This window comes from Amycolatopsis dendrobii, assembly GCF_014145675.1.
Classification (GTDB): domain Bacteria; phylum Actinomycetota; class Actinomycetes; order Mycobacteriales; family Pseudonocardiaceae; genus Amycolatopsis; species Amycolatopsis dendrobii.
Genome location: NZ_JACGZW010000004.1, coordinates 330,388 through 355,833 on the forward strand (window position 1 = coordinate 330,388; position 25,446 = coordinate 355,833).

Annotated in this window: 7 protein-coding genes; 3 read left to right on the forward strand and 4 right to left on the reverse strand. The window is 70.9% G+C overall.

Annotated features, from left to right (window positions below):
* Positions 1-74: 74 nt before the first annotated feature.
* Entirely contained in the window at positions 75-15,842 is a 15,768-nt protein-coding gene (locus H4281_RS13535; RefSeq protein WP_220507161.1) for a type I polyketide synthase, read from the forward strand.
* Positions 15,839-21,208 (forward strand): type I polyketide synthase, encoded by a 5,370-nt coding sequence (locus H4281_RS13540; protein ID WP_182891229.1) that lies wholly within the window; start codon positions 15,839-15,841, stop codon positions 21,206-21,208. Before H4281_RS13535 ends, H4281_RS13540 begins: the two co-directional genes overlap by 4 nt.
* 43 nt (positions 21,209-21,251) lie before the next feature.
* Here H4281_RS13540 and H4281_RS13545 read toward each other — a convergent pair whose 3' ends face one another.
* Entirely contained in the window at positions 21,252-22,235 is a 984-nt protein-coding gene (locus tag H4281_RS13545; protein ID WP_182891230.1) for a glycosyltransferase, read from the reverse strand.
* A gap of 229 nt (positions 22,236-22,464) precedes the next feature.
* Positions 22,465-23,277, reverse strand: coding sequence for an MBL fold metallo-hydrolase (locus tag H4281_RS13550; protein WP_182891231.1), 813 nt, complete (start codon positions 23,275-23,277; stop codon positions 22,465-22,467).
* 93 nt (positions 23,278-23,370) lie between these two features.
* Between H4281_RS13550 and H4281_RS13555 the strand changes: the two genes are divergently transcribed.
* Positions 23,371-23,973, forward strand: a complete 603-nt coding sequence (locus H4281_RS13555) for a TetR/AcrR family transcriptional regulator (RefSeq protein ID WP_182891232.1) — start codon at positions 23,371-23,373, stop codon at positions 23,971-23,973.
* A gap of 160 nt (positions 23,974-24,133) precedes the next feature.
* On the opposite strand, the gene H4281_RS13560 is transcribed toward H4281_RS13555, so the two are convergent.
* Both H4281_RS13560 and H4281_RS13565 read right to left on the reverse strand, forming a co-directional pair.
* Positions 24,134-24,403 (reverse strand): hypothetical protein, encoded by a 270-nt coding sequence (locus H4281_RS13560; protein WP_182891233.1) that lies wholly within the window; start codon positions 24,401-24,403, stop codon positions 24,134-24,136.
* A gap of 109 nt (positions 24,404-24,512) precedes the next feature.
* Positions 24,513-25,223 carry a thioesterase II family protein gene (locus H4281_RS13565; RefSeq protein WP_312872102.1) on the reverse strand — a complete coding sequence of 237 codons (711 nt, stop codon included), beginning with the start codon at positions 25,221-25,223 and terminating at the stop codon, positions 24,513-24,515.
* Positions 25,224-25,446 lie beyond the last annotated feature (223 nt).

The following is a 25,446-nucleotide window of genomic DNA, read 5'->3' on the forward strand; positions in this document are numbered from 1 at the left end:
GCGCGGCAGGAGCCCGCCATACGATCCGACCGACGACCCATGAATGCTGCCTGGCTACCGCGGTGGAGTGCGCAATGCGTGAGAGTGAGAAGAATCGGGAATCCGGCTTCGCGGAGCGGCTGACGCTTCTGCCGCCGGCGGACCGCGCGGGGTTCCTCGCCGGCGTGGTCCACGACGCGACGCGGGCGGCGCTGCAGGCCGCGCTGCCCGAGGTTCCGGCCGTCCTCGACCCGGAGAAAGCGTTCTCCGACCACGGTTTCGACTCGCTCGCGGCGGTGGAGCTGCACGCGCAGCTGACCGACGCGACCGGGCTGGAGCTGCCGGTGACGCTGGCCTTCGACTATCCGACCCCGGCCGCGGTCGCCCGTTTCCTGCACGCCGAGGTGTTCGGCGGGCAGGAGTCCGTCGCGACGCTGGCCAGCGGCGGAGCGAACGACGAACCGGTCGCCATCGTCGGCATCGGCTGCCGCTACCCGGGCGGCGCGGTGTCGCCGGAAGCGTTGTGGCAGCTGGTCGCCGACGAGGTGCACACCATCTCCGGCTTCCCGGAGGACCGCGGCTGGGACCTCGACAGCCTGTACGACCCGGACCCCGACAAGCCGGGCAGCAGCTACGTCACCTCGGGCGGATTCCTGCCCGGTGCCGGGGAATTCGACGCAGGGTTCTTCGGCATCGCGCCGCGCGAGGCGTCCGCGATGGACCCGCAGCAGCGGCTCGTCCTGGAGACCGCGTGGGAAGCGTTGGAGCGGGCTAAGATCGACCCGTCCGCGCTGCGCGGAACCCCGGCGGGCGTGTTCATCGGTGCCGAGGCACAGGAGTACGGCCCGCGCTTGCACGAAGCTCCCGACGGCCTCGACGGCTACATGCTCACCGGCAACGCGCCCAGCGTCGTCTCCGGTCGCGTCGCTTACGCGCTCGGTTTGGAAGGGCCGACGCTGACTGTTGACACCGCTTGCTCTGGTTCGTTGGTCGCGCTGCACTTGGCGGTGCAGGCGTTGCGGCGCGGCGAAACTCAGCTCGCGCTGGCCGGTGGCGTCGCGGTGATGGGCGCGCCGGGCACGTTCACCGCCTTCAGCCGCCAGCGGGGTCTCGCGGAAGACGGTCGGTGCAAGGCTTTCGCCGCCGCTGCGGATGGTACTGGCTTCGCCGAGGGTGTCGGTGTCCTGGTGCTGGAACGGCTTTCCGACGCAGTCGCGAATGGACACACGGTGCTCGCCGTGGTCCGCGGCTCGGCGATCAACTCCGATGGCGCGTCGAACGGCCTTACCGCGCCGAACGGTCCTTCGCAGCAGCGCGTGATCAAGCGCGCGCTGGCGGACGCTGGTTTGGAAGCGTCCGATGTGGACGCGGTCGAGGCGCACGGCACCGGCACCCGGCTCGGCGACCCGATCGAGGCGCAGGCGCTGCTGTCCGCCTACGGGCAGGACCGCGAGACGCCGCTGCTGCTGGGGTCGATCAAGTCGAACATCGGTCACACGCAGGCCGCGGCGGGTGTCGCGGGCGTGATCAAGATGGTCGAGGCGATGCGACACGGCGTGCTGCCGAAGACGCTGCACGTGGACGAGCCGACGCCGCATGTCGACTGGACCGCGGGTGCCGTCGAGCTGCTGACTGAACAGCGGGAATGGCCCTCGATCGAGCGTCCGCGCCGCGCTGGCGTTTCGTCGTTCGGCGTCAGCGGGACCAACGCGCACGTCATCATCGAGCAGGCTCCGGTCGTCGAGACCGCGGAAATCACCAGTGACGAGCTGCCGGTCGTGCCGCTCGTTGTCTCGGCGCGCAGTGAGGAAGCGCTGAAGGCACAGGCCGCCGCTCTGGTGTCCACTGTAGAAAGCGGCAATCTGACTGACCTCGGCTTCTCGCTCGCCACCACGCGTGCCGCGCACGATCAGCGCGCCGTGGTGGTCGCGGAGAACGTCGCCGACGCCGTGCGCGGGCTGCAGGCGCTGGCGGCGGGGGAGCAGGATCCGAACGTCGTCATCGGCGAACGCACCCCGGGCAAGCTCGCGATGCTGTTCACCGGACAGGGTTCGCAGCGCCTCGCGATGGGACGAGAGCTGTACCTGGCGTACCCGAAGTTCGCCGAGGTCTTCGACGAGGCCGTCGACCACCTCGACGTGCAGATGGAGACCCCGCTGCGCGACGTCCTCTTCGGCGACAACGCCGAGGAACTGAACGAAACGCAGTACACCCAGTGCGCGCTGTTCGCAGTCGAGGTCGCGTTGGCGCGGTTGCTCGAATCGTGGGGCGTGCGGCCGGACATCCTGCTCGGCCACTCGATCGGCGAACTGGCCGCCGCGCACATCGCGGGCGTGTGGTCGCTCGCCGACGCGTGCCTGGTCGTCGCCGCGCGCGGACGGCTCATGCAAGCGCTGCCCGAGGGAGGGGCGATGGTCGCCGTCGCGGCGACCGAGGACGAGGTCCAGCCGCTGCTGGGCGATCAGGTCAGCTTGGCCGCGGTGAACGGTCCGACGTCGGTGGTCGTTTCCGGCGAACGCGAAGCGGTGGAAGCCGTCGTGTCGGTGTTCCGCATGCAGGGCCGCAAGATCAGCGAGCTGCGCGTGTCGCACGCGTTCCACTCGCCGCTGATGGAGCCGATGCTGGCCGAGTTCCGCGAGATCCTCGAGGTGGTCGACTACGCGGCCCCGGCCACCCCGGTCGTCTCGAACGTGACCGGCCGCATCGCGACCGCCGAGGAACTCTGCTCGCCGGGGTACTGGCTGTGGCATGTCCGCCGTGCGGTGCGGTTCGCCGACGGGGTCCAGGCCCTGGTCGACGCCGGCGTGACGACCGCGATCGAGGTCGGTCCGGACGCTGTGCTGTCGGCGATGGCCGCCGGCACGAGCGACGCCATCGCGTTCATTCCCGCGCAGCGCCGCGATCGGCCCGAGGTCACCACCCTCGCGTCCGCGCTCGGCCGCCTGCACACCCGTGGCGCGGCGATCGACTGGACGGCGTTCTTCGGCCCGGCTCAAGTGGTCGACTTGCCGACGTATGCCTTCCAGCACAAGCACTACTGGCTCACCGCACCGACCGGCCACAGCGACGCGGCGGACTTCGGCCAGCTGGCTTCCGGGCACCCGTTGCTGGCTGCCGAGATCGGCTTGGCCGGTGACGACGGCCTGGTCCTCACCGGTCGCGTCGCACTCCGCACGCACCCGTGGCTGGCCGACCACGCGATCGCGGGCACCCCGGTCCTGCCGGGCACCGCGTTCGTCGAGATGGCGCTGCACGCCGCCGCGCAGGTCGGCTACGGCGTGGTTGACGAGCTGACGCTGCAAGCGCCGCTCGCGCTGCCGGAAACCGGTGGCGTCGCGCTGCAAACGCTGGTCGGCCCGGACGTCGACGGCCGCCGCACGATCGAGTTCCACTCCCGTCCCGACCACGACGCCGACGCGGCCTGGACCCGGCACGCCGTCGGTGTCCTCGCCGCCGGCCCAGTCGTCGAGCCCGCGCCGCGGGGCGAATGGCCGCCTGCTGGCGCCGAAGTGGTCGCGACGAGCGAGCTGTACACCGAACTGGCCGAGCAGGGCTACGGCTACGGCCCGCTCTTCCAGGGCCTGCGCACCGCGTGGAAGCGCGACGACGTCGTGTTCGCCGAGGTCGCGCTGCCCGCGACCGGACGCGACGCGGCGTTCGGTGTCCACCCGGCGCTGCTCGACGCGGTCCTGCACGCCACCGACTTCGCCCCGGGCGAGGCACGCGAGCCAGACGAGATCCGGTTGCCGTTCGCGTGGACCGGCGTGCGGCTGCACGCTTCCGGTGCGACCGAGGTCCGGGTGCGGATCACCTCCCCGGCCACTGGCGGCGTCTCGATCGACGTGACGGACGTGGCCGGTACGCCGGTGCTGTCCGTCGAGTCGTTCCGCTCACGGCCGGTCCGCGAAGCCGACCTCGGCACTCAGGCGCGCGACCTGCTGTACACCGTTGAATGGACGCCGGTCACCGGTTCCTCCGAGCTGCCGACGCTGGCTTCGCTGGGCTCGATCAGCGGTTTCGACGTTCCGGTGGTCGACTCGCTGGTGTCGCTGGTCGACGTGCCCGAGGTCGTGCTGCTGCCGGTTTCCGTGCCGGGCAAGAACATCGTCGCCGCGGCCAAGCAGACCGCGCACCGCGTGCGGACTGTGCTGCAGCAGTGGCTCGAAGGCGACCGGTACGCCGGTGCGCGGCTGGTCGTGCTGACGCGCGGCTCGCTGGCTGACTCCGCCGTCCGCGGCTTGGTGCGTTCGGCGCAGGCTGAACACCCGGGTCGCGTGGTCCTGGTCGAGGGCGCGGCTGCCGCGGCGACCCTGGCCACCGCGCTCGGCTCGGGCGAGCCGGAGCTGCGCATCGACGGAGACACGGTTTCGGCCGGTCGGATGGTCCGGTTGACCGCGGAAGCTGGCGAGCCGACCTGGCGCGCCGACGGCACCGTGCTGATCACCGGCGGCACCGGCGGTCTCGGTGCCCAGGTCGCGAAGCACCTGGTCACGAAGCACGGTGTCCGCAGCCTGCTGCTGCTCAGCCGTCGCGGGCTTAACGCGCCGGGCGCTGCTGAGCTGGTCGAAGAGCTGGCGGAGCTGGGCGCGACCGCGAAGGTGGTCGCCTCGGACGCCAGCAAGAAGCGTTCGCTGTCGGCGGCGATCAAGAAGGCCGAGCATCCGCTGTCGGCCGTCGTGCACACCGCAGGCGTGCTCGACAACGCGATGATCGGCTCGCTGACCGCCGAGCAACTCGACGCAGTGCTGGCCCCGAAGCTCGACGCGGCGTGGGCGCTGCACGAGCTGACGGCGGAGCTGGACCTGTCGGCGTTCGTCCTGTTCTCCTCCTCGGCCGGCCTCGCCGACGGCGCCGGACAGGCGAACTACGCCGCTGGCAACACGTTCCTCGACGCGCTGGCCGAGCACCGGAACGCCGCTGGCCTGCCCGCGACGTCGCTGGCCTGGGGTCTGTGGGCACCCGACGCCGGTCAGGCGATCGGCATGGGCGCGACACTGTCCGAAGTGGACCGAAACCGCATCGCGCGGCTGGGTCTCGCTCCGCTGACCGTGTCGGAAAGCCTTGCTGCTCTCGACGCGGCGCTCGGCACCGGCGTTCCGACGGTCGTGCCGACCCGCGTCGACCGCGCCGCGCTGCGGTCCCGCGGCGAGGACGTTCCGGCCGTGCTGCGCGGGCTCGTGCCCGCCGGTCGTCGCCGGATCGCCGTCGCCAGCGGGGAAGTGACGCCCGAGCAGCAGTTCGCCGAGCGGTTCGCGCACCTCGCCGAGGCCGACCGGGACCGCGCGCTGCTCGACCTGGTGCGCACGCACGTCGCGGCCGTTCTCGGCCACGACAGCGCGGACGCGATCAGCCCGGCCCGCCCGTTCGGCGAGATCGGTTTCGACTCGCTGGCCGCGGTGGAACTGCGCAACATCCTGGACTCGGTCACCGGCATGCGGCTGCCCGCGACACTGGTGTTCGACTATCCGACGCCGCGCGCGCTCGCCGAGTACCTGGCGTCGCGCCTGGCCGGGCTGGCACCCACGAGTCCGGTCGCTCCGGTGACCACTGTGGATCCGGAGGAGCCGATCGCGATCGTCGGCATCGCTTGCCGCTACCCGGGTGGCGTCGCGACGCCGGAAGACCTGTGGCGGCTGGTTTCGGAGGGCGAGGAAGCGCTGTCCGGCTTCCCGGTCGACCGCGGCTGGAACGTCGACTCGCTGTATGACCCGGAGCCCGGCAAGCCCGGCCGCTCCTACGTCAAGCACGGTGCCTTCCTGCACGACGCGGCCGAGTTCGACGCGGACTTCTTCGAGATCAGCCCGCGTGAGGCGGCGGCGATGGACCCGCAGCAGCGGCTGCTGCTGGAGGTCTCGTGGGAAGCCTTCGAGCGCGCCGGAATCGACCCGGTCGGCCTGCGCGGCAGCGCGACCGGTGTGTTCGCCGGTGTGATGTACCACGACTGGGGCACCCGCCTCGGCACGGTTTCCGACGACATCGCGGGCTACCTCGGCAACGGCAGCCTCGCCAGCGTCGTGTCCGGTCGCGTGTCGTACGCGCTGGGGCTGGAAGGCCCGACCGTCACGGTGGACACCGCGTGCTCGTCCTCGCTGGTCGCACTGCACTGGGCGGTGCAGGCGCTGCGTCGCGGGGAATGCACGCTGGCGCTGGCCGGCGGTGTCACGGTGATGTCCACTCCGGACACTTTCATCGACTTCAGTCGTCAGCGCGGGCTTTCCGCCGACGGCCGGTGCAAAGCGTTCGCCGAAGCGGCGGACGGCACCGGCTGGGGCGAGGGCGCGGGCATGCTGCTCGTCGAGCGGCTGTCCGACGCACGCCGCAACGGGCACCCGGTGCTCGCGGTCCTTCGCGGTTCCGCGGTGAACCACGACGGCGCGTCGAACGGCCTTACCGCGCCGAATGGTCCCTCGCAGCAGCGAGTGATCGCCAAGGCGCTGGCTGACGCTGGTCTGCGGCCGTCCGAAGTGGACGCTGTCGAGGGCCACGGCACCGGCACCACACTGGGCGACCCGATCGAGGCGCAGGCACTGCTGGCCACCTACGGTCAGGACCGTTCCGAGGACCAGCCGCTCTGGCTTGGGTCGATCAAGTCCAACATCGGCCACACGCAGGCCGCGGCGGGCGTCGCGGGCATCATCAAGATGGTCATGGCGATGCAGCACGGCCAGTTGCCGCAGACGCTGCACGTCGACCGTCCGTCCACTGTGGTCGATTGGGAGACCGGCGCGGTCCGGCTGCTGACCGAGGCGCGGGAGTGGCAGGTCGACCGGCCGCGCCGCGCCGCGGTGTCATCGTTCGGCATCAGCGGCACGAACGCGCACGTCATCCTGGAGCAGGCACCGGCGCTCCCGGTCGAGCGGCCTTCGGAGACGCAGACGATCGTTCCGGTCGCGCTGTCCGGCCGGTCCGCCGCTGCGGTCCGCGGACAGGCGGCGCGGCTGCGTTCTTGGCTCGCTGAGGGCGTTTCCGTCGCAGAGATCGCGCGTTCGCTGGCGGCGACGCGTGCCTCGCTCGAACACCGCGCGGTGGTGGTCGCCGAGACTGCGGGAGAACTCGCCGACGGACTCGATGCGCTGGCTGGCGGCGACGCGCCGACCGGTCAGGTCGTGGACGGGAAGCTCGCCTTCCTGTTCTCTGGCCAGGGCGCGCAGCGGGTCGGGATGGGACGCGAGCTGTACGACGCGTACCCGGCCTTCGCGACCGCCTTCGACGCGGTGTGCGCGGCGATCGACCCGCTGGTCGACGTGCCGCTCCGGGACGTCGTGTTCGGCACCACCGAACTCGCCGACCGCGGTTTGCTCGACCAGACGCAGTACACCCAGACCGGGCTTTTCGCGGTCGAGGTCGCGCTGTTCCGGCTCGCCGAGTCGTGGGGCTTCCGGCCCGACGCGCTCGCCGGGCACTCGATCGGCGAGCTCGCCGCGGCCCACGTCGCGGGCGTGCTCTCCCTGGACGACGCGGCAAAACTGGTCGCTGCGCGCGGCCGGTTGATGGGTGCGCTGAACGACCGGCGCGGCGCGATGGTCTCGTTCGCCGCCGCCGAAGAGGCGGTCCGGGAACTGCTGCGGGGCCACGAGGACGCGGTCAGCATCGCAGCGGTGAACGGTCCGGCCGCCGTGGTCGTCTCCGGCGACGCGGACGTGGTCGCCGAGATCGAGCGGGCTGCTGGCGATGTCCAAACGCGACGGTTGCGCGTGAGCCACGCGTTCCACTCGCCGCTGATGACGCCGATGCTCGACGAGTTCCGCGAGATCGCCGCCGGGCTGACTTATGACGCGCCGAAGATCCCGATTGTTTCGACGGTTACTGGGAAACTCGCCACCGACGACGAGCTGCGTTCGCCGGAGTACTGGGTCACCCATGTCCGCGAGACCGTCCGGTTCGGCGCTGCGGTCACGACCCTGGCGGAGAGCGGTGTCCAGACGTTCCTGGAGATCGGGCCGGACAGTGTGCTGTCCGCGCTCGGTCAGCAGAGCGTCGAAGCCGAGTTCGTCCCGTTCGGACGACGGGATCAGGACGAGGTACGGACCGCGCTCACCGCGGCCGGTCGCCTGCACATCCGCGGCGCGGTGAAGCTCGGCCCGCTGCTTGGCGACGGTCCGGTCCGGCTCGACCTGCCGACGTATGCCTTCCAGCACAAGCGCTACTGGCTCGACGCGACTCCCTCCGGCGACGTCACTTCGGTCGGTCAGCAACCGCTGGCGCACCCGATGCTGGGCGCGGTCGTGGCACTGTCCGGTTCGGACACGACTGTCCTGACTGGACGGTTGTCCGCGGCTTCGGTGCCGTGGGTCGCCGACCATGTGGTGAAGGGCGCGATCCTGGTGCCCGGCACGGGGTTTGTGGAGCTGGCGGTCGCCGCGGGCGACCAGGTGGGCCACCCGACGGTGGAGGAGCTGACGCTGCAAGCACCGCTCATCCTGGCGCCGGACGGCGCGGTCGCGTTGCAGGTCGTGGTCGGCCCCGCGAACGGCGACCGCCGCCCGGTCACCGTGTTCTCGCGCCCGGCCGAATCGGACGGCGACTGGACCCAGCACGCGCTGGGCACCCTGTCCGCCACCGCGCGGCCGGAACCGGCTGGCCTCACCGAATGGCCGCCGGCGGGCGCGACCCCGATCCCGGTCGAGGGCGCGTACGAACTGCTCAACGAGCGCGGCTACGGCTACGGCCCGGCGTTCCAGGGGCTCACGGCCGCGTGGCGGCGGGGCAACGAGGTGTTCGCCGAGGTCGCGCTGCCGGAACCGGCCGCGTCCACGGCGGGTTCCTACGGCCTGCACCCGGCGCTGCTCGACACCGCGATGCACGCCGACCTCCTCGGCGACCCGAGCGGGTCGACGCTGCTTCCGTTCGTCTGGAACGGGGTCACTCTGCACGCGGTCGGCGCTTCGGTGCTGCGGGTGCGGATCGTGCGGCTGGACGGCGACGAACTGTCCTCGATCGAGGTCGCGGACGGCGAAGGCAACCCGGTCGCTTCGGTCGAGTCGCTGGTCTCGCGCCCAGTGCGGACCGAGCTGGCGGCGCAGGCGGAGACCACGGACGGTGCGCTGCTCAAGATCGGCTGGCAGTCCGTGCCGGTCCCGGCCGCGGAGCCGGGCGACGTCGTCGCGATCGGCCGCGGCCGAGTCGGCGTGGCCGCCACCTACAGCGGGTTCGCGGATCTGCTCGGCGCGGTGGACCGCGGCGAGCCGGTGCCCGGTCTCGTGACGCTCTCGGTGCCGGTCGCGGAAGGCGCGGTGCCGGAAGCGGCTCGGGCCAACGCGACCTGGCTGCTCGCCGAGATCCAGGCGTGGCTGGCCGAATCACGGCTGACCGACACGAAACTCGCCATCGTCACGCAGGCGGCGGTCCCGGCGGGAGAGTCCGCCGTGGACGTCACCCAGGGTCTGCTGTGGGGCCTCGCCCGGGCGGCGCAAGCTGAACACCCCGGACGCGTGTTCCTGATCGACGCGGACGCGGACACGAAGGTCGAAACGATCACTGCGGTGGTCGCCTCGGGCGAGCCGGAATCGGCGATTCGCGCCGGTTCGGTGCTCGCTCCGCGCTACACCCGCACCGAATCGGCCGGTGCCGCGTCGTGGGACGGCACAGTCCTGATCACCGGTGGCACCGGCGGTCTCGGCAGCCTGCTCGCGCGTTACCTGGTGGCCGAGCACGGCGTGCGGAGCCTGGTGCTCACCAGCCGTCGCGGTCTCGACGCACCGGGTGCCGCGCAGCTGGCCGAAGAACTGACCGACCTGGGCGCGACCGTCCAGGTGGCGGCCTGCGACGTCGCGGACCGCGCGGCGGTCGAGCAGTTGATCAACGGCCTGCCAGACCTCGGCGCGGTCGTGCACGCCGCCGGCACCGCCGAGAGCGGCGTCTTCGATTCGCTCACCGCGGAGCAGCTTGCCGCGGTGCTCCGGCCGAAGGTCGACGCGGCCTGGCACCTGCACGAACTGACCGCTGACCGGCAGCTGTCCGCGTTCGTCATGTTCTCCTCGGCAGGCGGCCAGGTGCTGCCCGCCGGACAGGCGAACTACGCGGCTGCCAACGCGTTCCTCGACGGGCTCGCCGAACACCGGCGCGCGGCCGGGCTTCCGGCCACCGCGCTGGCCTGGGGTCTGTGGGCGGAGAACACCGGACTCGGCGGCGACCTCGCCGAAGCCGACCTCGCCCGGATGGCCCGCCTCGGCCTGCCCGCGGTGACCGCCGAGCAGGGGCTCGCCCTGTTCGACGCCGCCGTGGCCACCGAAGACGCGGTCATCGCGCCGCTTCGCGTGGACGTTCCGGCACTGCGGGCGCGCACCGACGAACTGCCCGCGCTGCTGCGTGGTTTCGTGCCGCCCAAGGCGCGTCGCGTGGCGAAGGCGGCCAAGGCGGCGGACAACGCGCTCGCCGACGAACTGGCCGCGTTGGCCGAAAGCGAACGGGACCGGGTGCTGCTCGACCTCGTCCGCACGCAGGTGGCCACCGTGCTCGGCTACGCGGACAAGTCCGAAGTGGACGGAACCAGGGCGTTCAAGGAGCTGGGCTTCGACTCGCTCGCCGCGGTCGAACTCCGCAACCTCCTCGGCACCGCGACCGGCCTCACACTGCCCGCGACGCTGATCTTCGACCACCCGACCGCCAAGGCCGTCGCGGACTTCGTGAAGGGCAAGCTGCTCGGCGCGGTCGCGAAGACCCCGGCGACGACGGCCCGGACGAACGCGTCGATGCAGGAACCGATCGCGATCGTCGGCATGGCGTGTCGCTACCCCGGCGGCGTCCGGTCGCCGGAGGACCTGTGGCAATTGCTGGTCGACGAGGTCGACGCGGTCTCCGGCTTCCCGACCAACCGCGGCTGGGACGTCGAAGGCATCTACGACCCGGAACGCGGCAAACGCGGCAAGACGTATGCCAACCAGGGCGGCTTCCTGCACGACGCGGCGGAGTTCGACCCGGCGTTCTTCGGCATCGGTCCGCGCGAGGCGATGGCGATGGACCCGCAGCAGCGGCTCCTGCTGGAGACCGCGTGGGAGGCCATCGAGCGCGCCGGGATCGACCCGACGGCGTTGCGCGGCAGCCTGACCGGCGTCTTCACCGGCGCGATGTACGACGACTACGGCAGCCGCGCTCCCGGCGCTCCGGCCGACGTCGCCGCCTACATCCCGAACGGCAGCTCCGGCGCGGTCGTCTCCGGCCGCATCTCGTACCTGCTGGGCCTTGAGGGGCCGAGCATGACGGTGGACACCGCGTGCTCGTCCTCGCTGGTCACGCTGCACCTCGCGGTGCAAGCGCTGCGGGCGGGGGAGTGCGGGCTGGCGCTGGCCGGCGGTGTCACGGTGCTGTCGCAGTCGGACCTGTTCGTCGACTCCAGCCGCCAGGGCGTGCTTTCGCCCAACGGCCGGTCGAAGTCGTTCTCCGCGGCTTCCGACGGCGTCGGCTGGGCCGAGGGCGCGGGTCTGCTCCTGCTGGAGCGGCTGTCCGACGCGCAGCGCAACGGGCACGAGGTGCTCGCGGTGGTCCGGTCGAGCGCTGTCAACCAGGACGGTGCGTCCAACGGCCTCACCGCCCCGAACGGCCCGTCGCAGGAACGCGTGATCCACGCGGCCCTCGCCGCCGGCGGGCTGAAGCCGTCCGATGTGGACGCTGTCGAGGCGCACGGTTCGGGTACCAAGCTGGGCGACCCGATCGAGGCGCAGGCACTGCTGGCCACCTACGGCCAGGACCGCGACCGGCCGCTGTATCTGGGTTCGGTGAAGTCGAACATCGGCCACGCGCAGGCGTCCGGTGGTGCGGCCGGCGTGATGAAGGTCGTGCAGGCGTTGCGGCACAACATGTTGCCGAAGACGATGCACGTCGACGCGCCGTCGCCGGTGGTCGACTGGACCACCGGCAACATCGAGCTGCTCACCGAACCGCGGCCGTGGCTGCCAAACGGACACCCGCGTCGCGCCGGCGTCTCGTCGTTCGGCATCAGCGGCACCAACGCACACATCATCATCGAGGAGGCACCACCCGCTCCGGCTAACGAAACCCGGCGCACCGCACCGGAACTCCCGGCGATTCCGTTGCCGCTGGCCGGTTCGGTCGCCCCGGCGCTCGCCGATCAGGCCGCTCGGCTGGCCGCGCACCTGCGGGCCAACCCGGACGTCAGCCTGACCGACGTCGGCTACACCTTGGCCACTGCGCGGGCCGCGCTCGACCACCGCGCGGTGGTCCTGGCGGCCGACCGCGAAGCGGCGCTGAAGGCGCTCGACGGACTGGCCGACGGCCGGACCCCGGCGGGCACCGTGGGCGGCACGGTCAGCGCGGCCGACCTGACGGCGTTCCTGTTCACCGGACAGGGCGCGCAGCAGCCGGGCATGGGACGCGGGCTGTACGAGGCGTTCCCGGCCTTCGCCGGAGCGTTCGACGAGATCTGCGGACTCTTCGACGCCGAGCTGGAGACCCCGCTCAAGCAGGTCATCTGGGAAGACTCGCCGCTGCTCAACCAGACCGCGTACACGCAATGCGCGCTGTTCGCGATCGAGGTCGCGCTGTACCGGCTGGTCGAGTCCTGGGGAGTCACGCCGGATTACGTCGCCGGGCACTCCATCGGCGAACTCGCCGCGGCGCACGTCTCCGGAGTGTTCTCGCTGGCCGACGCCTGCTCGCTGGTCGCCGCTCGCGGCCGGCTCATGCAGGCGCTGCCGGCCGGAGGCACGATGGCGGCGATCGCGGCCACCGAAGAAGAGGTGCGCGCCTCGCTTCCTGCCGGGGTGGACGTCGCGGCGGTGAACGGGCCGCGGTCGGTGGTCATCTCGGGGCCCGAAGATGCGGTGCAGGCGGCGATGGCGGCCTTCAAGGAAGCCGGTCGCCGGACGAAGCAACTGGTCGTGTCGCACGCGTTCCACTCGTCCCTGATGGAGCCGATGCTGGCCGAGTTCTCGGTGGTGGCGGAGAAACTGACCTATTCCGCACCGTCGATTCCGGTGGTGTCGAACGTGACCGGCAAGATCGCGACCGCCGCCGAACTGTGCTCGCCGCAGTACTGGGTGGGCCACGTGCGGGAGGCCGTCCGGTTCGCCGACGGGGTCGAGTCGCTGCTCGCCGCCGGGGTGACCCGGTTCGTCGAGCTGGGTCCGGACGCGGTGCTCACCGGGATGGCGCGCGAATGCGACACCGCGGTCGCCGACCGGCCGGACCGGGTCGTCCAGGTGCCCGCGATGCGGCGCGGCCGGGCCGAGGTGCCGACCGTGTTCACCGCTCTGGCGACGCTGTTCTCCCGAGGTGCGAAGATCGACTGGAAGGCGCTGTTCGCCGGTCAGGGCGCGTCTACTGTGGACTTGCCGACGTACGCGTTCCAGAACAAGGAGTACTGGCTCGACGCGACTAAGCCGACCGGTGACGTCAGCACTTTGGGCGCGCAGTCCGCTGGACACCCGCTGCTGGGTGCGCTGGTGGAACTTCCGGACGGCGGCGCGGTGCTGACCGGACGGCTGTCGGTCGCGACGCAGCCGTGGCTCGCTGACCACGTGGTGATGGGGCGGACGATGCTGCCCGGCACCGCGTACGTCGAACTGGCAGTGCACGCCGGTGACCAGGTCGGCTGCAACCTGCTGGAGGAGCTGACGCAGCAGGCACCGTTGCTGCTGGCCGACGACGGGGTCGACCTGCGCGTGGTCATCAGCGCGCCGGACGGCAGCGGTCGCCGGGAGCTGTCGGTGCACTCGCGGACCGAGGCGGGCTGGGTTCAGCACGCCGCGGGCACGCTGGCCAATGGCGCGGCCGCGGACTTCTCGCTGGGCGAGTGGCCGCCGTCCGGCGCCGAATCGGTTGACCTGACCGGGCTGTACGACGACCTGGCCGGCCTCGGCTTCGGCTACGGGCCGACGTTCCGCAACCTGCGGGCGATCTGGCTGCGCGAAGGCGAGGTGTACGCCGAGGTCGCGCTGCCGGAAGGCACCGCGGCGAACGAGTTCGGCCTGCACCCGGGTCTGCTCGACTCGGCGCTCGGCGCGACCGACTTCCTGATCCCGGGCGGTCCGAAGGCGCTGACCGAGACGACCATCCCGTTCGCGTGGAACTCGGTTTCGTTGCAGGCCAGCGGCGCGACCGCGTTGCGAGTGCGAGTCCGGAAGACCGAGAGCGGTTCGTCGCTCGACCTGGCCGACGGTGCTGGTGCTCCGGTGGCGCAGATCGCCTCGCTGGTCACCCGGCCGGTTTCGGAAGGCCAGCTCGGCACCAAGGTGCCGGACTCGCTGTACCGGATCGAATGGCAGCCCGCTTCCGGCGTCCGGCTGGTGCCTTCGCTGGATGGCTGGGCAGTGCTCGGCACCGACGACCTCGGTTTGGGCGTGCCGTTGAAGGCCGAGCCGGTCGACGCGGATGTGCTGGTGCTGCCGGTCGGTTCGGGTTCTGGCTCGGTGCCTTCTCAGGTGCACGAAGTCGTGCAGGAAACGGTGCGGCACTTGCAGAACTGGCTTTCGGCCGGGGACGGCAAGCTGGTCGTGGTCACTCGCGACGAGCTGGCACAGGCACCGGTCTGGGGCCTGGTGCGGGCCGCGCAAGCGGAGAACCCGGGCCGGATCCAGGTCGTGGACCTCGACGCTTCGCCCGCGTCGGCCCGGGCGCTGCCCGCGGTCGTCGCGTCCGGCGAGCCGGAGGCGCGAGTGCGGAACGGCGAGGTGCGCGTGCCGCGGCTGACCCGGGTCACCGAGGTCGGCGAGACGGTCGAATGGGATCCGGACGGCACGGTGCTGATCACCGGCGGCGCGGGCCTGCTCGGCGGGCTGCTGGCCCGGCACCTGGTCGCTCGCGGTGCCCGTGACCTGGTCCTGACCAGCCGTCGCGGTCTCGACGCGGCGGGAGCGCGGGAACTGGTCGACGAACTGGCCGGCGAGGGCGCGAAGGTGACTGTCGCCGCGTGCGACGTCACCGACCGGGACGCACTGGCGAAGCTGCTCGACACGCTGCCGCGGCTGACCGCCGTGGTGCACGCGGCCGGGCAGATGGACAGCGCGGTGCTGAGCGCCTTGACGCCGGAGCAGGTCGAGAACGTGTTGCGGCCCAAGGTCGACGCGGCCTGGAACCTGCACGAGCTGACAGTCGCGCGGGACCTGGCGGCGTTCGTCCTCTACTCCTCGGCGGGCGGTCTGCTGCTCGCCGCGGGACAGGCGAACTACGCGGCTGGCAACGTGTTCCTGGACGCGCTGGCCGAGCACCGCGCTTCGCTCGGCCTCCCGGCGACGTCGCTCGCATGGGGTCCGTGGGAAGGCACCGACGGCGAGGTGGACCTGGCGCACATCGCCCGGTCCGGGGTCGCGGAACTGTCCGCGGCGGAGGGGCTGGAGCTGTTCGATGCCGCGCTGGCTGCTTCGTCGGCGGCATTGGTGCCGGTGAAGCTCGACCTCAAGGACGCCGACCGGGCGTCGGCACTGCTCAAGGGTCTCGTCACCGCTGCGCCGCGACGGGCAGCTGTTGCCTCGACGGCGGCGCCGGAAGCTGGGTTCGCCGACAGGCTCGCCACGCTCCCGGTGGACGAGCGGGACACGGCGGCGCTGAACCTGGTGTGCGAGCACACGGCGGCAGTCCTCGGATACGACGACGCGTCCGCGGTCGGGGTCGAAAAGGGCTTCACCGACCTGGGCATCGACTCGCTCGCCGCGCTGGAGCTGCGCAACCGGCTCGGCGCCGCGACCGGGCTGCGGCTGCCCGCGACGCTGATCTTCGACTACCCGAGCCCGTTGCCGCTGGCCCGGCACCTGCTGGCGGAACTGGCTCCCGCTCCCGCTGAGCCCGCGGTTTCGGCGGAAGAACTGAACGGCACCGACGACGCGGCGGCCGCGGTCGCCTCGATGGACCTGGCCGACCTGGTCCGCTCCGCGATGGGCGGCACCGACGAACGGGGTGAATCCCAGTGACCGACAAGTCCGCTCCTTCGACCGAGCAGATCGTCGCCGCGCTGCGGCAGTCCATGACGGACAACGAACGGCTCCGTGCGGACAACCAGCGGCTGGCCGCCCGGCAGTCCGAGCCGATCGCGATCATCGGCATGGGCTGCCGGTACCCCGGCGGGGTTGCCACGCCCGCACAGCTGTGGGACTTGGTGGCCGGCGGTGTCGACGCGATCGGCGAGTTCCCGGCCGACCGCGGCTGGGACACCGCCACGCTGCACGACCCGACCGCCACCCGCCCTGGCACGACGTACTCGAACGAAGGCGGTTTCCTATACGACGCCGCCGATTTCGAGCCGGAGTTCTTCGGCATCAGCCCGCGCGAGGCGGTCACGCTGGACCCGCAGCAGCGGTTGCTGCTCGAGACCGCGTGGGAGGCCGTCGAACGCGCCGGGATCGTGCCGTCGACCCTTCGGGGCAGCGCGACCGGGGTGTTCACCGGCGTCATGTACCACGACTACGGCGCGGGCAGCAGCGACGGCAGCCTGATCTCCGGGCGAGTCTCGTACACGCTCGGCCTCGAAGGCCCGTCGGTGTCGGTGGACACCGCCTGTTCGTCCTCGCTGGTCGCGATGCACCTTGCCGCACAAGCACTTCGGCGCGGGGAATGCTCGCTGGCGCTGGCGGGCGGGGTGACGGTGATGGTCACGCCGGACATGTTCGTGTACTTCAGCGAACAGCACGGCCTGTCTTCGGACGGCCGTTGCAAGGCCTTCGGCAGCGGTGCTGATGGCGTCGGGTGTTCTGAGGGTGCCGGAATGCTCTTGCTGGAACGGCTTTCGGACGCTCGGCGCAACGGGCACCACGTGCTCGCGGTGCTGCGCGGCAGCGCGGTGAACTCGGACGGCGCTTCGAGCGGGATCACCGTGCCGAACGGTCCGGCTCAGCAGCGGGTGATCCGGGCCGCGCTGGCCGACGCTTCCTTGGAACTGTCCGATGTGGACGCAGTGGAGGCGCACGGGACCGGTACCAAACTGGGGGACCCGATCGAGGCGCAGGCTCTGATCTCCACCTACGGCAAGGTCGCTACTCCTTCGCGGCCGTTGTACGTCGGTTCGTTCAAGTCGAACGTCGGGCACACGCAGGCCGCGGCCGGGGTCGGCGGAGTCATCAAGATGGTCGAGGCACTCCGGCGAGGCGTGCTGCCGCCGACGCTGCACGCGGACGAACCTTCACCGCACGTGGACTGGGCGGATGGCACCGTCGCTTTGCTGACCGAATCGACGCCTTGGCCGTCGGCTGACCGTCCCCGGCGGGCCGCGGTGTCGTCGTTCGGCATCAGCGGGACGAACGCGCATGTGATTGTCGAGCAAGGCGATCCGGTCCCCGGACCCTCCTCTGCCGAAGGCCCGGTTACCTGGCTGCTCTCGGCCTCTTCGCCGGGCGCTTTGCGAGCTCAGGCCGGTCAACTGGCCGGGTTCACTGCCTCGGGTTCCGCCTCTGACGTCGGACTTTCCCTTGCCGCTACGCGAACCCTCGGCGAGCACCGGGCTGGCGTAGTTGCTGCTGACCGGGAAGCGGCTGCGCGCGCTCTCGGCGATTATGCGGCAGGCCGAGCTTCTTCCGCGGTAGTCGAGGGGGTGGCTTCCGCTCGCCGCATCGCCTTCCTTTTCACCGGGCAAGGCGCTCAACGGGCTGGCATGGGCCTCGACCTGGCCGCTGCGTACCCGGTCTTCGCCGCGGCTCTGGACGAGGTCGGTGCTGCGCTGGACCTCGATGTTCCCTTGCATACCCTGCTTGCCGACGCTGACCGGCTCGATCAGACCGGCTACACGCAGCCCGCTCTGTTCGCGGTGGAAGTCGCCCTGTACCGATTGCTGGAGTCGTGGGGCATCCAGCCTTCCTACTTGCTGGGCCACTCCGTCGGGGAAATCGCCGCCGCCCATGTCGCCGGGGTGCTTTCCCTTGCGGACGCCGGAAAACTGGTCGTCGCCCGCGCTCGGCTGATGCAAGCACTGCCGGCCGGCGGGGCGATGGCGGCGGTGCAGGCTACCGAGGACGAGGTCCTTCCGCTACTCACCGATGGTGTAGGAATCGCCGCGGTAAACGGCCCCCGGTCGGTGGTAGTGTCGGGGACAGAAGAAGAAGTACTTGCGGTTGCTGGGAAATTTGATCGAACTTCGCGGTTGCGGGTGTCGCACGCGTTCCACTCGCCGCTCATGGACCCGATGCTGGACGAGTTCGCCGCGGTGGCGCGCACGCTGACGTACTCCGAGCCCTCGGTGCCCATCGTGTCCACAGTGGAACTCTCGGCGAAGGTGGCGACGCCGGACTACTGGGTGCGCCAGGTCCGCTCGGCAGTGCGCTTCGCCGACGGCGTCCGAGCGCTGGCCGAGGCCGGAGCGGACACGTTCGTCGAGGTCGGCCCGAGCGCGGTGCTGACCGCGATGGGCCAGAGCTGTGCTGATGGTGCTGGGGTGGGTGGGGAGGGCGGGCCGGGAGGGCCCGGCGGGGCCAGTGCGCTCGCCAACGCCGTCTTCGTCCCTGTCCTGCGCAAGGACCGAGCTGAAGCGGAATCGGCTGCCGCCGCGGTCGCGACCCTGTTCACGCTCGGCGGGACGGTCGACTGGGACGCGTTCTACGCCGGCGCGCACGTCGTCGAGCTGCCGACCTACGCCTTCCAGCGCAAGCGTTACTGGCTGGACAACCCGACCGGCGCGCGGGCACGCGGCGTCGCCGAGGTCGGACAACGGGAAGCCGGGCACCCGCTGCTCGGCGCGGTCGTCGGCGCGGCGGACTCCGGCGGCGTCGTCCTCACCGGACGGCTCTCGCTGGCCGCGCAACCCTGGCTGGCCGACCACGTCGTCCAAGGCAACGCACTGTTCCCCGGCACGGCGTTCGTCGAACTCGCCGTCCGCGCGGGCGACGAGGTCGGCTGTGGCCGAGTCGACGAACTCACCCTCGCCGCGCCGTTGATCCTGCCCGAACAAGGCGCGGTCCGGTTGCAGGTGACCGTCGGCGCGGAGGAAGACGACGGCACCCGAGCCCTGGGAATCTTCTCCCAGGCCGAGGACGCCGACGAATGGATCCAGCACGGCAGCGGACGGCTCTCCCCAGCCGGTTCGCCGTCCGCGACGGCCACGCAATGGCCGCCCGCCGGAGCCACCGAGATCGACGTGACCGCACGGTACGACGAGCTCGCCGCGCAGGGCTTCGACTACGGCCCGATTTTCGCCGGCCTGCGTCGAGCCTGGCAAGCAGGCGACGTGCTGGCCGCCGAGGTCGCACTGCCCGAGCACGCCGACGGCAGCGCCTTCGGGCTGCACCCCGCACTGCTCGACGCTGCTCTGCACACGATCGGCCTCGCCGGGCCCACCGAGGACAAGCCAGTGCTGCCCTTCGCATGGTCCGGCGTCTCGCTTTACGCCGGCGGCGCGGCAACCCTGCGCGTGCTGATCTCATCAGACGTCGAGAACACCGTCTCGCTCACCGCGACAGACGCGTCCGGCGCACCCGTGCTGCGCGTCGATTCACTGGCACTGCGTCCCATCGCCGACGACGCATTCGCCACCGCCGCGCGTTCGGCCGTGGACGATTCGCTCTTCCGCGTCGACTGGATCCCCTGGCAAGGCGACGACGTCACCGCGGTGACCACCGCAATCCTGGGCGACGACCATTTCGGCCTCGGCGGAGAGTCCTATGTGGACCTCAACGCCCTGCTGGAAGCAATCCACAACGGCGCGTTGGTCCCCGACGTCGTCTACGTACCCTTCGCCGCCCCGGAAACCGCCACTCCCGAAGGCGCTCGCGCGGCCGTCCACAACCTCCTTTCCCTGTCCCAATCCTGGGTCACCGAGGATGTACTGGCCGCTTCGCGCTTGGTCGTCGTCGCCTCCGGCGCGATCGCCACTCGCCCCGACGAGGGTGCGCCCGACCTCACCCACTCGGCGCTGTGGGGCGTGATCCGTACCGCGCAACTCGAGTACCCCGACCGATTCATGGTGGTGGACCTCGACAACGGCCCGCTTCCGATCGGCTCGGTCCTCGGCGCGATGTACGCCGACGAACCCGGCGTCGCAGTCCGCGACGGCGCGGTTTTGGTGCACCGCCTGGCAAAGTACGTGCCGTCCGGCACCGTCGCCTTCGACCCGGACGGCACCGTCCTGGTCACCGGCGGCACCGGCGTGCTCGGCCAGTTGATCGCCCGGCACCTGGTCGCCGAACACGGCGTCCGCAACCTGCTCATCACGAGCCGCCGCGGTCCCGCCGCCCCCGGAGCCGACGAATTCGCCGCCTCCCTGACCGAACTGGGCGCCTCAGTCTCACTGGTCGCCTGCGATCTGGCTTCCCGAGACGCTGTCGCGAACCTCATCGCCGACGTACCGGCCGACCACCCGCTGACCGCGGTCATCCACACGGCCGGCGTCGTCGACGATGGCGTGCTCCTCTCGCTGACCCCGGAACGGATGGACGCCGTCCTCCACCCGAAGGTCGACGCCGCGTGGCACCTGCACGAACTGACCGCGTCCCTGGACCTGTCCGCCTTCGTGCTGTACTCGTCGGCAGGCGGAACCCTGGGCGCTGCAGGCCAAGCGAACTACTCCGCGGCGAACGTCTTCCTGGACGCCCTCGCACACCACCGCGCAGCGAGCGGCCTGCCAGCCGTGTCGCTCGCCTGGGGTCTGTGGTCGGAAGGCGGCATGTCCGGCGATCTGGCCGACACCGACCTGATCCGCATGGCCAGGTCCGGAGTCTTCGGCCTGTCCTTCGCCGACGGCCTGGAACTCTTCGACGCGACCGTCGCCGCCGGCCAACCGTCGCTGGTGCCGGTACGACTGGACATGTCCGGCCTGCGCGCCGACGCCCACAGCGTCCCCGCCATGCTGCGCGGCCTGATCCGAGGCCGCCGCAGAGTCGAGGTCGTCGACGATTCCTGGAACCAGGTACTGCGCCTGTCCGGGGCCGAACGAGTACGAGCCGCCGTCGACCTGGTCTGCGGCACCGCCGCCGTAGTCCTTGGCCACGAACGCCGAGACGCAGTCGACCCCCGAAAGGGCTTCATCGAACTCGGCTTCGACTCGCTCACCGCCATCGAACTGCGCAACCGCCTGGACGTCCTCACCGGGATGCGCCTGCCCGCGACGCTGATCTTCGACTACCCGTCCGTGCAGGTCCTGGGAGAACATCTCGTAGCGGACGGCGCCCCGTCTGCGGTCGAGATCCAGCTGGACGCCCTCGAAGACGTCGTGCGCGGCCTGGAACCGGACGAGGTCTCCGGCGTGGTGACTCGGCTGAAGGCGGTACTGGCGTCCCTGGCCCCGGACGAGGAGGTAGAAGGGGCCAGCGCGGACGAGCTCTTCGCGCTACTCGACGAAGAGCTGGAAGCGCGCTAACCGCTTTGGGGCCGCCCGCCCCACCGGGCGGCCCCATTGCTCCCTACTCGGTGCCGGCCCACCGAGGCAACTCCCGCGCAACCTCGCCCGGCGACGGCATTTGCGCGATCTCCTCAGCGACCGCGCGGGCCGCGTCGCGATAACCGCTGCTCCGGGGCAACAGCTTCCGCACGCTCTCGGCAACACTTTCCGCACTCAGCTTTCCGGGAAGGATCTGCAACGCAGCGCCCGCAGCGCTGAGTGCTTCCGCATTGGCGAACTGGTCCGCTCCCTGCGGAAGCACCAACTGCGGCACCCCGGCCGCGAGCGCGCCGAGCGTCGTACCGCTGCCGCCGTGGTGCACGACCGCGTCGACCTGCGGCAGCAGCTCCGCCTGCGGGACCCAGCTGTGGACCGCGACGTTCTTCGGCACCTCGCCAAGCCGGACGTTCCCGGCGGAAACCACCACGTCGGCACCCAGCGCCGACAAGCCTTGGACGGCTGTGCCGAGCACTTCCGTCGTGCCGAAGGCGGTGCCGAGCGTCAGGTAGATCAACGGTCGCGAACTCGTCCCGGCACGCCACTCGGGCAGCGCCGGCTCGGAATAGGCGACGGGCCGCAGTTCGATTCGCTCAGCTGTCGCGAGAAAGTCCTTGTCCTGCAAGGACGGCGGACAGATATCGAGATGCGGCCGCCCTAGCGTGGGCCGCTCTAACCCGATCCCGGCGGGAAACATGCGGCCGAACCCGTGCCAGAGCCCGGGGATCGCCGCCCGCTCCGCCGCGACAGCCGGACCCGGCTGCCCCCATTCGTGAACGACGAGATCAGGGCGCAACCGGGTCAGTTCGGGTTCGAGGTCTTCGGCATAGATCTCGTAGAACGAATCCGCGGGCCGAAAGGGCCGCAGCCCGTTGCGGTGCAAGCACGCGTGGACGTTCTCCCCGGCGGCGAAATGCACCTCGTGCCCGGCCTCTCGGGCGGCGACCGCGAGCGGGATGAGCGGGTAGGTGTGACCGACCGAAGCGAGGCTGGTGAAGAGCACGCGCACCTGCTGACCAGCTCCTTTCTTGGCCAGTGCGATGGCCGGTCACTGTGATGCTCACGTCAGATGTTAATACCATCTGAGCCTAGCCTGCTTGAGGCGGGCACGGCAACGGCGGGGTTCGCGGTGCCCTGTCCCTTGGGGCTCTGGCGTGTCCACAATGGATTCTCGGACGGCGGATCGACGGTTCGCCACCGCGGGTGCGCTGGCTCGGCTGGGTTGGTGTCCTGCTGTCTCAACCCGCTGTCACGCCGGAGTTCTCGGTTGCCTGAGCGAGGTCCAGCCATTCCCCGACCGGCAGCACGTGTGCCCGCCGCCCGGCATGTGCGCGGAACTCGGCCTCCGGATCGGAAATCTCGACGTATCCGGCGACCTTGTCCGACTGCTCCGTCTCGTAGTGCATCGGCACCGCGTACCGAGCGTCGAGGATATCCGCGACCGCGGCGGCTTGCCTCGGGTCCAACGCGGCGGGCACGGGGCTCGGCGGCTGGAGATGCGGTGCGTCGACCACCGCGCCGTTCGCGGGCAGGAACACCGCGTCGAACGGGCTGAACCGGCGGGTGATGAGCCACCAGTAACCGTGGAACATCGTGTCGCCGCCGTGGAAAATCCGTTGCCCGGCAGCTTCGACCACCCAGTTCAGCTGCGGGTCGCCCAGCCCGTCGACGGCCGGGACCGCGGTGAGTCGGAACGGTCCGATTTCCCTGGCGGACCAGGGCTCGACGACTTCGGCGGGCAGTCGGTGCAGGGTCAACTCGCGCTCGGCGGGCAATGTCGTCACGTTGTCCGCGTCGTCCCCATAGCCGGGTGGCGGGCGGAGCACTGGCGCTCCCGGTGTCAGCACCTCCGCGAGCGCGGCCGCGTCGGTGTGGTCCCGGTGCAAGTGGGTGACCAGTGCGGCCATGGCCTTCCCGCTCGGCGTCGCCAGTCCTTCGCCGGACTTCCATCCGGTGAACAGCGGGGACAGGTCCTGCACGTAGTCGATCACCAGTCGCTCGTCGCTCGCTTCAATTTCCAGTCCGGCCCAGCCCAGGCGGCGCGCCCGCATCTCGTGCTCCTTCGTCGTGGTCTTGGTTGCCGGAAATTTAGCGTACGGGCGTTCTCTAATCAATAGAGAACGCACGTACGCTATACTTCTCGCATGTCACCGCGACGCTCAGCGGCCGAAGCACAGGCCACCCGAGGCCGGATCCTCGACCGCGCGGCCGAGATCGCCTCCGCGGAGGGGCTGGACGGGATCACGATCGGCCGGCTCGCTGAGGAACTGGAGATGAGCAAGTCCGGAGTGCACAAGCACTTCGGCACCAAGGAGACATTGCAGATCTGCACACTGGACAAGGCGTTCGTCGACTTCTGGCACCGGGTGGTCGAACCCGCGCTGCCCGAACCGCCGGGGCTCCGGCGGCTGCGCGCGGTGTGCGCCAACTCCGTGGACTACCTGGAAGCGCCGCTGCTGCCCGGCGGCTGCCTGATGACCGCGGCGCTCAGCGAGTACGACGGCCGCCCGGGCCGGGTGCGCGACGCGGTGGCCGAGGTGTGGTCGCGCTGGCGGGGCCAGCTGCGTGCGGACCTGGCCGAGGCAGTGGAGAGCGGTGAGCTGCCTGCTGGGTTCGATGTCGATCAGGCGTTGTTCGAGATCATCGCCGCCGGGCTGGCACTGAACGCGGCGATGCAGCTTCAGCACGACCGGACTGCTGCCGGGCGGGCGCGTCGCGCGATCGAGCGGGCTTTGGCACAGACCTGAGGGCTGCGTTTGGCGGAGCGGTGGTGCATTGGGCTGGCCGTGCGTCGGGGAGATGCGGCCGTGGTTTCCGTTTTGGCCGCAGATCCTCGACGCGGATGTCGGACCAGACGGGGAGAGTTGCTGCGGATCGACCCGCGCCGGGCTCGAGGCGCGCCCGGGGTTACGACTCGGTGGCCATGCCCAGCGAGCACAGGGAACCGGCCAGGGCGATGAGGTCGTAGCGGGTGTCGTCCTCGTTCGTTTCCCACAGGGCGGAGAGGGTGGTGGCGGCCTGGTCGACGTCACCGTTGTGCTGCTTCAACGCAATCCACATCGCGGCGGCAACCGGCTCGCACTCGATGTGGCGGTTGGTCGTGCGGCAGGTCAGCTCCAGGTGGCCGTTGGCGAGCATGCGCTGGGTGACGCCGGGGGCGGTGGTGATCGCCATCATGATGGCCTCCTGGTTGAGGGGGTGTTTCCTTGATGTACCTAGTTTCTCGGAACGGGGGAGCCGGAGCCATGGGGTGTGCTCCTGAAGCTTCCCTGGGGTTTCCCCACCCTTATCCCCGGTAGATTCCCGGTTGCCAAGCGGCCAGGGTTGTGGTGATCGTCTTCAGGACGGCGTTGAGCTGGTCGTTCAGGTAGAAATGGCCGCCGGGGAAGATCTTCACCTGGCAGGGGCCGGTGGTGTGGTTGCGCCAGGCGCCGGCCTCGTCCAGGTCGGTGACCGGGTCTGTGTCGCCGACCAGGACCTGGATCGGGCAGCTCGGTTCCACGCCTGGGAGGTGCCGGTAGGTTTCCACGGCGGTGTAGTCGCCGCGGATCGCGGGCAGGACCATGCGCAGCAGTTCGTCGTCGCCCAGTACGCCGGCGTCGGTGCCGCTGAGTTCCTTCAGCGCGGCGATCAGGCCGTCGTCGTCGCGTTGGTGGATGAACTCGATCCGGTGCGCGGACGGGGCCCGGCAAGCGGACGCGAACAGGCCCAGCGGGGGATTGCCGCGCGCCTCAAGGCGGCGGGCCGCCTCGTAGCCGACGGTGGCGCCCATGCTGTGGCCGAACAGGGCCACGGGCAGGTCGGACCAGCCGGCCAGGTCGTCGGCGATCGCGTCGGCGATGGCGGCGACCGTGTCCAGGCATGGTTCGGCGCGCCGGTCCTGGCGGCCGGGGTACTGGACGGCGACCACCTCGAAGTCCTGCCCGGCCGCGGTGGCGGAGAGCGGGAAGTAGGCGGTCGCCGACCCGCCGGCGTGCGGGAGGCACACCAGGCGCACTCGTGCCCCTTCGGTCGGGTGGAAACGGCGGATCCACCGGCTTGTGCGGGCGTTCGCGGGTGTTTCGTCCACTGCGGTCACAAAACCAGGAGTGTTCGGGGCGCGGCCGCGTGCGGCAACCCCTAGCGGCCTGGGGTGCCGCAGGGGAGGGGCGGTGTTGGCGGGAGGCGCGCTGAACGCGGTCGCGCGGGGTTCTGAGCCCGGGCAGGACCACTGGCCGGAC